The 11,882-nt window shown below is 50.0% G+C and carries 7 protein-coding genes; 4 read left to right on the forward strand and 3 right to left on the reverse strand.

The window, feature by feature from the left end:
* Positions 1–21 precede the first annotated feature (21 nt).
* Entirely contained in the window at positions 22–1,710 is a 1,689-nt protein-coding gene (locus AC6ESO_RS01570) for a hypothetical protein (RefSeq protein ID WP_497089872.1), read from the forward strand.
* A 374-nt stretch (positions 1,711–2,084) separates the two neighbouring features.
* Here AC6ESO_RS01570 and AC6ESO_RS01575 read toward each other — a convergent pair whose 3' ends face one another.
* Together AC6ESO_RS01575 and AC6ESO_RS01580 are read right to left on the reverse strand one after the other, a co-directional pair.
* Positions 2,085–4,001, reverse strand: coding sequence for an MORN repeat-containing protein (locus tag AC6ESO_RS01575; RefSeq protein ID WP_497089873.1), 1,917 nt, complete (start codon positions 3,999–4,001; stop codon positions 2,085–2,087).
* A 5-nt stretch (positions 4,002–4,006) separates the two neighbouring features.
* Complete coding sequence (locus AC6ESO_RS01580) at positions 4,007–4,393, reverse strand: DUF4280 domain-containing protein (RefSeq protein ID WP_497089874.1); 387 nt, start codon at positions 4,391–4,393, stop codon at positions 4,007–4,009.
* A gap of 306 nt (positions 4,394–4,699) precedes the next feature.
* On the opposite strand from AC6ESO_RS01580, the gene AC6ESO_RS01585 reads away from it, so the two are divergent.
* From AC6ESO_RS01585 to AC6ESO_RS01595, 3 genes are read left to right on the forward strand one after another with little or no spacing between them, the layout of a single operon-like run.
* Positions 4,700–7,381, forward strand: coding sequence for an adenylate/guanylate cyclase domain-containing protein (locus AC6ESO_RS01585; RefSeq protein ID WP_497089875.1), 2,682 nt, complete (start codon positions 4,700–4,702; stop codon positions 7,379–7,381).
* 20 nt (positions 7,382–7,401) lie between these two features.
* Positions 7,402–7,932, forward strand: coding sequence for a GNAT family N-acetyltransferase (locus AC6ESO_RS01590; protein ID WP_497089876.1), 531 nt, complete (start codon positions 7,402–7,404; stop codon positions 7,930–7,932).
* 37 nt (positions 7,933–7,969) lie between these two features.
* Entirely contained in the window at positions 7,970–11,005 is a 3,036-nt protein-coding gene (locus AC6ESO_RS01595; RefSeq protein WP_497089877.1) for a HEAT repeat domain-containing protein, read from the forward strand.
* 59 nt (positions 11,006–11,064) lie between these two features.
* Here the strand turns inward: AC6ESO_RS01595 and AC6ESO_RS01600 are convergent, their stop codons facing one another.
* Positions 11,065–11,688, reverse strand: coding sequence for a class I SAM-dependent methyltransferase (locus AC6ESO_RS01600; RefSeq protein WP_497089878.1), 624 nt, complete (start codon positions 11,686–11,688; stop codon positions 11,065–11,067).
* Positions 11,689–11,882 lie beyond the last annotated feature (194 nt).

Raw genomic sequence — 11,882 nt, forward strand, 5'->3', positions numbered from 1 at the left:
TATTGATTAGGAGCTGATTAAGTGAAAAAAAGCAGATATTACCCGTTTGAACGGAATCGTTATTTTTATGGGAAGCTGCTGACGGTTCGGGATTTTGAATCCGAGCAGAAATATGTCGGCGACAAGCGCCGGCTGCTGAATCGGCTTCTTGTTGGAAGCGGGGTCGTGTCCGGCATGCATGTCGTGGCGGTGGATGACAAATCCGTTACGGTTGAGATGGGCGTAGCCATCGACTATGCCGGCCGCGAGATCGTTATTCCGTCTCCGACGACGCTAAAGCTGTCCATGATCGAAGGTTTCACGAACAATGAATATAAGAAGAACGTTTACCTCTATGCGGCTTATGATGAGAAAGGGAAAGAGCCGGTGCATGCGATTGCCAATTCTGCGGTTCGTTCCGAGGACGTGAGCGAGTATAATCGCGTACTGGAGAGCTACCGTTTATTTATCAAAGAAGAAGCGCCGGATCCGGCATCCTTCGAGCATGTTCGTCTATCTGAGGTCATCGCGCCAATCTATCAGGATGGACAAGTTCGTATCTATCAGCGTATGCCGAAGTATGCAGGGCAGGAAGCGGTAGTAGATGTAACATTGGTGGTTGAGAAAACGCTGCAAACACCCCGTATTTCACTTGAGTACCAAGTGGTATCTGACGGTCTGACGCCGGTTGGTCTGACGGAAGGTTTGGTTTCGTTCTCGGAGCCGGGGGATGGGCAGGATACCGAATATACCTACACGTATTCCGTGAAAGCGGCAAATTGGGCGAATGGGCGTAAAGCATCGCTTCGTATCGACAGCCAAAGTATCGTCCTAAATATCGGCGACCTGCGCGTGCCGATCGATACGAATCCGACACATGAAGTCGAGATCATTAGCGAGCCGGCTGTAGAACGCATCATGCGCGATTATTTTGACCGGACGCTGGATCAAGCCCTAGATGGCGTTGCCGAGCAAAGCATCTGTCTTGCGAAGATCAGTTTGCTTCAGATGGGACCGACCTACATGATCGAGGGCGTCGAGCGTGTGCCTTTCGGCGAATATGTGTACAACCCGTCATTGCTGCAGCGTGTAGGCGCATTTGGAACGAAGGATCAATTGTCCAAATTTTTCACGTCTTCGGAAGCTTTCACCGTGCCGTTCGGCGAGGAGCCGCTTCTGGATGTGGATTATAATCCGGAACGCAGCGAGTTCTCCTTCAAGCTTGGCGTGCCTCAGCCGCAGCATTTGCAGGATGAGATGGCTACCGGTACCGTAACGGTGGAGCTGGAGCCGAATGCCAAGAGCGGTCTGTATTTCTTCTCGCGCGGGCAGAAGAATTATGTCACAAGCGAGATCGAGAGCGGGCTCGGCGAAGGTCAGCTCTATGTCATGGTCGGCCTCGAAGATAAGGATGTTAACATTACGTCCGATCTGCTGCAAGCGAGCGATCAAGTATATTATGGGTCTTCCGATGTGTTCAAAGGAAGCGAATTCGAGTCACAGCTGCCTAACGTAACGTTTGGCACAGTGGTATATCCGAGCAAAGGAACGTTCCGCATCGGGATGAAGCTGGGCCAAGCGACGGAAGCTTCGGCGATTAAGCTGCGCTGGTGGGCGTTCAAGAAACTTCCGGGAACGGAAGCGGCTGTGGTGGTTGAATCAGCAGCAACGACAGCTGCGAAGGTGATCCAAGCGGGGATGAAGGAAGCAGCGGCATCAACTGATAAATAGATATGGAATGCAAAGGGAAGGGCTGTTTCAAAAGTACGATAGTGACTTTTGAGACAGCTTTTGTTTGGCATGGGATAGCGTGCTCCAAATGCTGCACAATTTGCAACATAATCACCTACCCAACAGCAATACAGCACAAATATTGCCCAAAAGGCAACATTCTCTTAGAATACGAGCCCCCAAAGGCTATAGAGAGCCTAAATGTTGCATATATTACGCAGCATATCTACCTTCTCTACCGTAAATAGTTACTTATGTTGCATTTCATGCAGCATTTATTCGACACGCATGTAATCAGCTGCCACTCCGATCAGTGGACAATAATAAAGGCGGTGCAGAGTTGAACTCTGCGCCGCCCTTTTGCCTTGGAGCTACTATTCGGTTTGCAGCATCGATTTCGTCACGCTGAGTCGGACCGGTATTTTCTCCGCTTTAAAATAAGTAAAGGTGAGATAGAAGTCGTCCAGCTTATAAACCATGATGGATTTGTCGGCATCGATGGTTTCTTTCTTGCCTTCAATCTTCAATGCTTGGACTTGTTTTAGGAGTTCGGCAATAATGAATTTGTTCCAGAGGTTAACCTCGGCTACATAGGCCTCTTCGGGATTCGCTTCGTCCGGCTCCAGCATGAAAGACAGCTGATAAGCGGCATAGGTCATTAACGATGGACCAGCTGATAATGTCGCCGCAGCATCGCCGGCAGGAAGCTCTTCCCTGGCGGTTGGCTGCTCAGTAGTTGAAGACTCTAAAGTGGAAGTCTCGATAGCCTTCGCAGTTTGCTCCGTTGTCGTCGACTTCTCGGCAGATGCCGTCTTCACCGGCTTTGATTTATCGCCATCTGTAGCTTTATCATCACTTACAGGAGGGGGGCTGGTTGCTTCTTTACTATCGCTTGCTTTCGCACCGGTATCTCCGCCTGTTCCTCCATCCGCATCAGCTCCCTTACCTGCTCCAGCGCCAGCATCTGTGCCGCTACCTGCAGTGCTTCCATTTGCATTATCTTGAGCCGTACCGGCACCGTCATCAGCGGGGGTCAGCTCTTCAACAGGAGGATCAACCACTGCTCCTGCTTCTTCGGCGCCTTCCGTGGCTGCTACTTCAGCCGGTGCATCAGCTTCGCCGAGCACATCTTGCAGCTTCTTGCGCGTCAGGCTGATGAAACCGGCCAGGTTGATTTTGCCGCCTTGGAAAAATCCTTTGTACACCGTATTGCCATCGGCATCATTGAGCGCGCCAACACCGTCATAACGACCGTTCTTGTACTTGCCTGCATAGAGCACGGTTCCCGAAGCAATATCGAATGATTGTCCATCGCCATGCTTCACGCCGCTGCTGAAGCCGCCGGTGTAAGCCATCATTCCCTTCTCGGTAAACAAAGAGCCGAGGCCGTTATATAAGCCGAGTTGGAACGTTCCTTTATATTTAACGACGCCATTCGGATAATATTCGGTTCCTTCGCCGGAGAGCGCGCCGTTCTTGAATTCGCCTTCAATCTGTACGGTTTGGTCCGGCCGCATCAGCTTCCCGGCGCCCTCGTACACGTTATTAGCCCAGTTGCCGTCATAAACGACAGCACCTTCTATATCGTACGATTTGCCAACGCCTGCGTAAGCGCCTTGCAGAAAACCGCCGGCGTACAGCATGCCGCCAAGCTCGTTAAAGAGCGTGCCGTTGCCCTCGAATTTGCCCCCGACAAAGTCGCCTTCATAGTGCGTTTTCCCATCGCTGAAGAACATGGTGCCGGGACCGCCATATTGGTCAAGGGCAAACGTTCCGCGATAGAGCAGCTTACCATCTTGATCAAACCGCTCACCCATGCCGTTCTTGAGTCCTTTGGCAAAGTCTCCTTGATAGATTAACTTGCCGTCCTTAGCGTAAAGCTTGCCAGTGCCTTCATATAAACCGGCAGCGATGCCGCCTTCATAGAGAAGGGCACCTTCGGCATCAACGATCTTGGCCGTACCCGTGAAGGAGGTCAAACTTGCTGAGGTCGCTTCGATCTTAGGTGTGCGCGCAAGCAGCTTATTCAGCATCTTCGGAGGCTTAATGAAGCCGAAATAGAAGATAACAAGGCCGACAATGACAATGATGACAACTAGTTTCTTTGCGATGAAGAAACGTCCGAACGGAATGTAATTTTTGACGGATTGTTCGGCTGGATTGAGGATTGATTTGACCCATTTGCCAATGAATACGAGCAGAAACTTAGGCAGCTGCTTGGCGTACTTCATGGGGATCATGAAGAGTTTCTTGAATGGTTTAATAAAAGGTTTGAGGAATTGCTCCAGCATCTTCATTAGGGCACCTGGATGGTGAACTGGCCGGGCACTGTAATTTGAATCATGCCGCCCCAGTTGCACAGACATTTGGAAGAGTTGTTTAATGCCGGCATATTGCCGATTAAGACAGTCGGCGAACCGGGCGCCCAAGGAGCAGCCGTGACCGGAATACAGGGCATTGGCGTCAATACGCCGAGTGCCGCAGCAGTAGCTGTCACAACCTGCGGATTCGCCATCGAGCTGCACATACCGAAGGGCATAATATTGACCATTGGCTTATTGTCCATAATGTTGGCAATCGGCATCGCAGTCATGACCCGATTCGCGGGCAAGACATTGAGTGCACTCGGTGCCAGACCGAATGAGCACTGCAGCATCGCGCCTTGACAAACAAGCTGACCCATAAACGTTCCCCTTTGTCTGATAGACTTTCAATCATGTCTTCCGAACTATAATCGCTCTAGTTAATAGTACTATAAAGCATTTCAAAGCTTCAATAAGAGATGTCGGTTCTTGGCGAATTTATGCAGTTTTTTGATGTCTCCGGTCGTACTTTGTAGTAGTATGGTAATAAATCGCTATTTTTCTCTCTGAAAGGGAGCGTCCTACAGATGAACCAGCAAAGGCCTATCAAATCCTCGAATAGAAGCAGCTACCCCCTTTTATGGTTGACTATACTTTTATGCTGTTTAATAGGGATATCGGTATATTTGTTTCTGCATCGAAACGAGCTTACTCAGAATCCAACGAAGGATGCGGCTTCCCTTTCGAATTTGTCGGCTATTACAGCGGGAACGAGCGGCGATGTCTACGTCATCAGTGATGCGAAGCAGCAAATTCAAGCCATTAACAGCGATGGCAAGCTCAAATATCGGATAAAACAATCGAGTAACAATCGGAGTAATTTTAGCGAATTGGCAGTGGATGAACAGGGCCGGGTTTATGCAATCAATACGATGCTCGATCAATACGGCCTATACGTGGAGTCCGAGGAAATTGTGCGCTATACCGCAGAAGGCAAGTTCGATAAGCAGCTCTTCATGTGGAAAGGCGATCAGACCAGCAAACGAATCGGACAGCTTAGAGCGCTTCAAATTAAAGCGAATCTATTAACCTTTTACATAAGTAAGCCCAATGAAGTGCAGCAGAAACAGCTTTCGCTCGACAACGGCAAGTGGACACAGCCATTTGCATTCAAGCTGCCGCCGAACCGGTTCCTCTCCGAGGTGTATGGAACAGAACCGGGCTCGATTTACTTCACAACCAAGCGAGGTGCTATCTACCAAGTCGCTGCGGATGGAACGAGCAAGTCCCTTTACCCGGTTGCAGGCATGGAGAAAACCCGCAAAAACTTTCCGGAGCGTCTGAAGCTGGACGGTAACGGAAATATCCTATTCATCGATCGATCCGTTAACGCGCTGACGAAGCTAACGCCTAACGCAGCGAAGCCGATCACGTTGCTTCTCGAAGAGCCAGCCTTAGCGGCAGCTGCTCCGGAAGCAGAGAGCCTAGAAATCGCGGATTTTGCCCTGCACGCAGATGGCAGCAGCGAGCTGCTGCTGGCCGACCGGATTATGAAACAGAGCAGCAATGGGGCAGTAACGCCTTCCTTTGCGCAGCTACATTACAGCGGTCAGGAACAAACGCAGAAATGGCTTGTCTGGGGTGCTGCCATTGCCGGCTTGCTGCTCCTAGCGGCAGCGGCACGGCTCGCCTACATCCATATCATGCGTCGACGGATTTCGTTCTTCCTCAAGCAAATGGTCGCCTTTGTGCCACTGGTTACGATTTCGATGGTGCTGCTTTCCAATTCCATCTACGACGGCTTCTCCGGCAAAATGGAGGAGGAAATGAAGCGGGAGCTGTCCGTTCTGGCGCAGAGCGGTAAATACATTATCGATGGCGATCGACTTGAGAAGCTCACCTCGCCGAACGATTTCATGAACGCCGACTATCAAGAGATTAAGCAGCGCATGAATGTGCTGTTCCAGCATGATAACAGCATTGACCGCAGAGGTTTATACAGCACGGTATACAAATACGAGAACGGCAAGCTCTATATCATTGCAGATGATGACGATGGCGTGAATATGTTTAAGCCGTTCCCTTTATCGGAGGACAACCTTCCGGTCGTTGAACAAGGGCAAGTCATGAGTGGCAGCTGGGTAGATGCGAATGGCCAATGGACCTACGCGATTGCTCCCGTATACAACTCGAAGGGCGAGATTGTCGGTATTTACGAGACCGGACGCGATTTGAACGTATTGCGAGCGGAGAATGCGACGATTAACCAAACGATTTTCAAAAATATTACGATCATTACTGTGCTCATCCTCTTCGTATTCATGCTGTCGTCCTACTTCCTGCTAGCGTCCTTAAGGAAGCTGCGCAAGAGTGTGACCGATATTACGAACGGCAACTGGGACGCGGAAGTCCATATTCGCTCGCGCGACGAGGTGGCTGATCTCGGCGAGCAGTTCAATCTCATGGTGCGTCATATCCGGCAATATATCAGCGACATCACCGCATTCAGCGAGGCATCGTTCCGCTTCGTGCCGCAGCAGGTATTCAAGTATTTGGGCAAACGAGGCATTCTCGATGTTCACTTGGGTGACCAGGTTCAACAGAACATGGTTGTTATGGTGACGAAGCTGCGGCAGTTCTATGAGATGTCGAAGGGGTTAACGCCTAAAGAGAATTTCAACTTCATGAACTCTTTCTTAAGCCGATTTGGGCCTCTGGTACGTAAGGAGAACGGTCTAATCAGCAATTACCTGGGGGCTGGGTTTATGACTTTGTTCCCGAGTCGAACCGAAGATGCGATTAAAGCGGCAATAGCCATCCGCAAAGAATTGCTCGTCTACAACGGTCACAGAGCCAAAGTGAACTATATCCCCGTCGAAATCGGGATCGCGATCCATAAAGGGCCGCTCATGCTCGGTATTATCGGCGAAGAGACGAAGATGGAGAGCAATGTCATATCTGACGATGTGACGTTGACCTCGCGCTTGGAGGAGCTTTCGGAGACGCTCGGTGTTTCCATTCTAGTGACCCGATCCGCTCTGGAGTCGATGGAAGCGCCGGAACGGTTCCAATTCCGCTGGCTTGGCCGCGTTCATATCGAGGGAAATCAAGAACCGATTGAACTCTACGATGTCTATGAAGGCGATACAGAAGCACTCCGCTCCGGTAAGGACAAGACGAAGAAGCTGTTCGAGCGGGGCATTCAGCTTTACCAGGAAGGGCGTTTCTTCGATGCGAGGGAAACCTTCGTTGAAGTCATCAAGTGGAACCGGCTCGACAAAACAGCGAAGCTGTACTTCTACCTATGCGATGAATATTTCCAAAGGGGCACTGCTGTCGATTGGAACGGCACGCTGGCCGTTTCATAAGGCAAAAGGAGGATTAACGAATGATGCGTCAAACGATCTTTCAGGTGCGACCGCTAAAATTGGAAGAAGAAGCAAGGGGAATCAGCTCGTTCTTTCTGTCGGATGACTCGTTCGACGATGTCAACCATACACCCGGTGAAATCCAGCATTATTTGACCAATCCGCTAAATGCGCTTACCTCCGATTATGAATACCGTTTCGTTCAAAATGAGCATAACGACATCATCGGTGTGATCGGCTATTTGCAAAATGAACAGCAGACCGGCGGCTACTACTTGGATTATCTCGTTGTCCATAAGAAGTACCGCAATCACGGCATCGCGTCACTCTTGCTGACCGACATGTTTGAGGTGCTGCGATCCAGGGCGGCTCGTTACATATTGACCTATACCTGCGATACGGATATGTATAAGCCTGTGCGCAGATTGTTTGAGCGACAAGGGTTTACATTGGCAGGCCGCTGTCCTGATTATTATTTTGAAGGGGAAGACCGTTTAATTTACAGCTTGAAGCTGAGCCGTGTACGTTACGAGGAAATTATCGGATCATGAGCATAAACAAATTCAGATGTAAAATGGTGCTTATACGATGAATGCAATGCTACTACGATGGATCGGCGTCAAATTCGAGGACCGGCGAAAGCTGGCCATGATGGCGCCTGTTTTTTTTCTGTGCGGGATCTCGGAGATGTTGAACTATAACGGTTATATGACGTTGTTCAACCAGCGCTTCGGAAGTGAATATTTGCCTTATGTGTACGGAGCGGAAGCGATTATCATGCCGCTCGAGGCGTGGTTTATGTCCTGGCTGACGAGCCGTCTCACCAAACCGCAGCTAATGCGCACGCTCTTTGCCATCATGGGCGCCATTATTGGCGTTAATGCTGTCGCTTTGCTTTTGTTTAACAGCCTGGACATCAATCCGCGAGCGTATTATCCGTTCCTGTTCTTAAGCTCGAGCTTCGTCGTGAGGCAGCAAACCATTCTGTTATGGAGTTTGGCGGTAGATCTGTGTCCGACTCAGCAAGCGAAACGGCTGATGCCTGTCTTTGTCTCTTCTGCCGCGCTTGGCGGTATTGCCGCTGGGGTGCTTGCGCAGCTTGTGAGCAAATGGCTTGGCGCAGATGCTGTCTATATGATAGCGCCTCTGTTCCTACTGGCTGGTGGAGTGAACTATTGGAAGTCTATTGCCCACTATCTTGTTCCCCTAACGTTGAAACAGGAGCGCAGTGTGGCATCAGGTGCCGCAGAGGGTGGATTGTCTTCCGGCGATTATCTCAAACGTTCCTTCACCACACCTTATTTGCTAGTAGCTATCGGCATCATGACGCTGATGCCGGCCCTGTATTTCTTGATGGAATATGTATTTCTGAATGTTACTCGTACCATCTATCAGACAGAATCGGAGTTTGCCTCTTTCTTCGGACTTGTAACTACGTTGCTGTTTACGGTTGCCTTGCTGCTCCAGTTAGTCTCGAATCGTTTGATGGCTTGGCTTGGACAAAGTAATATGCTGCCTGCGATCGCGGTTATTTTTACTTGCGGTTTTGTGGCAGCGGCAGCTGCTTTCGGAACATCGTTCATTCTCTACTCGTTGTCGATCGGGTATATGTTCCTCTATCTGTTACTCTATTATTTCGCAGAGCCTGCCAATCAGCTGTTCTTTAAGCTGCTGCCGATGCTCCAGCGAGATGGTTACCGCTATATTGCGCAAGGTGTCGCGGCATCGCTCGGCATTCTGATCGGTGCGCTCCTGCAGTCGCTGCATGCCGAGCTTGGCTTCAGTTTGCGGTTGCTTGCCTGGATCGGTGGGGGCGGTGGTATGCTGCTCGTGCTGCTGACCTACATCGGCAAATCCCTCTATATTCGGGAGTTGATTCGCAGCGTTCAGACGATGTCGGATACGAGACAGGATCTTGCATTAGCCTTCGATGAGTATATGCGCGAGAACAAATCGCCGCTGATGCTCGATCAACTCCTGGCGAACAGCAATGACTACGCCCGAGAGGTTGCGCTTGGGATGATTGGCCGTACGGGCGACGATACGTATTTGCCGAAGCTGCTGGCTTTGGTAGATGACCGCAGTGCTCGTATACGAATCGCTTCGCTAAAGGCGATGAACCTCGAGCGGGCAGAGCTCCAAGCTTTGGTTAAAGTAGCCTCATTTCTCGAAGACCCTGACTATGAGGTGCGAGCTGCCGGCGTCCGTTTACTGGGCAGAGCCGATCATATGCGGCATCAAGCCGTCTATTTTGTCAGGCTGAAGCTGCTGGATTCAAGTCCTAAGGTCGTAGCCGAAGCGGTCAAAGCACTCTATTATTTGCAAAATGAGCAAAGCTTTGAAGCCTGTTATGAGGTCATTCAGCGCTATTTGAAAGAAGGCGGGGAACAGACCGTCTACATCTGCCGGGTCATTGCTGAACTGGAAATGTACAGTTTTCTTCCGGATGTTGAGCAGCTGCTCGGCCATACGGACCCTGCCGTCCGGGCTGAGGCTATTGCCTGTATGGGAAAACTGCGGCATATCACAGCCATTCCGTGGCTGCTAGAGCAGTTGGAATGGGCGGAGCCGGCTTTATATGAAGTTACGATTGAAGCTTTCATTGCCATGGGAAGCGGCGCCATTGAACCACTGAGGGATGTTCTGCCGCAAGCACAGCCAAAGGTATGGAGTGCAGCGATCCGCGCACTTGCTGCTCTTCTGGATGAAGCAGAGGCTCAGTCCGTGCTGCTAGGTGCAGCTCTATTAAAGCTGGAAGAGCTGTGGAAGAGTCGCGATATTGAGGCGGCGCTGTACAAGATGGAGCTGAACACAAGAGCAGAGCTGGCGAGGATGCGATTGACCGAGCACAAGGCATTCCTGCTTGACGGAGTATGGACTGTCATGGAGCGAACCGCAGAAGGTGATGTTGTTATCGCGGTTCGCAAGGCGATCGAGGATGAGGACGAAGAGATCAGAGAGAGCGGTCTTGAAGCATTGGCGGAAGGATCGGCGGACAAACGGTTGACCGCCGCAATGCTGTCATTGTTCGAAGGCTGGAGCGCTCCCCATGCTGACATGCCTCATGATCAAGCTGTCCAGGTGCTGCGTTCAGCCGCCGGCTTACAGGATATGTGGCTGCAGCTGCTCGCTTCCGATGCGCTGCAACGAGAGGAGAACGAACCATTGAGTGGACAACTGGCGTTAATGGGGATGCTGGATAAAGTCGTATTTTTGAAGCAGGTGCCGTTCTTCAGTGATCTATCCTTGGAGGAGCTCGGTTATATTGCCGGCATTGCCGTGGAGGAGAAACATCCGACCGGTACTCGGTTGGTAGCTAGCGGCGAAATCAACAATAAGCTTGGTGTTATTGTGGATGGTTCGGTGCAGCTGCTGGCGGCAGGCAGCAAGAACGGCATGATTGCGGAGCTTGGTCCAAAGGATGTATTCGGCGAAACCTCTGCCATCGATGCCACGCCAGCAACAACGACGGCTCGTTCTGCTGGTGAAGTGCGCATTCTGACTTTGCTGGGCGATGAGATGGCGAAGCTCATTCGGCTTCATCCGGAAATTGGGATGGGCTTACTGAAAGCCTCGCTTGCACGCGTACGTATGCTAGAGAAAATGATAGCTCAATCAGGCTGATTGAGCTGGAAATAGAAACGATATGAAAGGGAACTTGTTGAAAGTTCCCTTTTTGTTATTTATTTTTGACATGTTATCATGTTGAATTTAAATGGCGGTTTACTTTCCATATTCTTATGGGGCTCTACAATTTCGGATATTTCTATCCGACCGCAATTCTCGAATTCTTGCTGGATGGAGTCGGCGTCATAAAAGAACATTTTCATGCCTTCCATAATCTCGTAATAGTCTTTATCCAACTGCTTGCCTTTCCCGTACATAGGAGCATCCTTGGAGATCGTAGTAAAAATCATATATCCGCCTGGCTTTAATTGATCGTAGCAATCTTGAATGAATTTCGCTCGCTCATCACGATTCAATAGGTGAATCAATGCGTAACAAAATATACCGTCATACAGCTTGTTATCAAACGGCATATCCGTAACGGATCCATGAAAAATATCCATGTGGAGGCCTTCCTGACGTGCCAAATCAATCGCTGTTTGGGATATCTCAATCCCGGTAACTTGAATGCCGTTGTCTATAAAAACCTTCGCGTTTCTACCATATCCCACGCCGGGTATTAAGATATCCTTAACCTTCTTCTCTAGGAAAAAGTCTTTGGTTACGATTGCTGAATCTGCAGGTTCGAACCCCCACATCATTTGATTCGCTACGAAACTCGATTCCCAAATTTCATTCATATTCGATCTCCTTTAAGCTTATAGCGGCTTCACTTAGGCGTCGCTGCATCACTTAGAATGGCTGACCATCAGGTTCAGTATATCCTATTGCGCGGGATTGCAGAAATGAGAGCCGTTTATATCGATTGTAAAAGACAGGAGAATAAGCATAGCTTTTCATTCTGCAAGCGATTACAATGATAGGGTGATATTTT

It is taken from the genome of Paenibacillus rhizoryzae, from assembly GCF_059686995.1.

Coding starts and splice junctions, on each gene's coding strand:
- AC6ESO_RS01575 (WP_497089873.1), bottom strand. CDS start 4,001: ATGCTGGAGCAATTCCTCAAACCTTTTATTAAACCATTCAAGAAACTC.
- AC6ESO_RS01580 (WP_497089874.1), bottom strand. CDS start 4,393: ATGGGTCAGCTTGTTTGTCAAGGCGCGATGCTGCAGTGCTCATTCGGT.
- AC6ESO_RS01590 (WP_497089876.1), top strand. CDS start 7,402: ATGATGCGTCAAACGATCTTTCAGGTGCGACCGCTAAAATTGGAAGAA.
- AC6ESO_RS01595 (WP_497089877.1), top strand. CDS start 7,970: ATGAATGCAATGCTACTACGATGGATCGGCGTCAAATTCGAGGACCGG.
- AC6ESO_RS01600 (WP_497089878.1), bottom strand. CDS start 11,688: ATGAATGAAATTTGGGAATCGAGTTTCGTAGCGAATCAAATGATGTGG.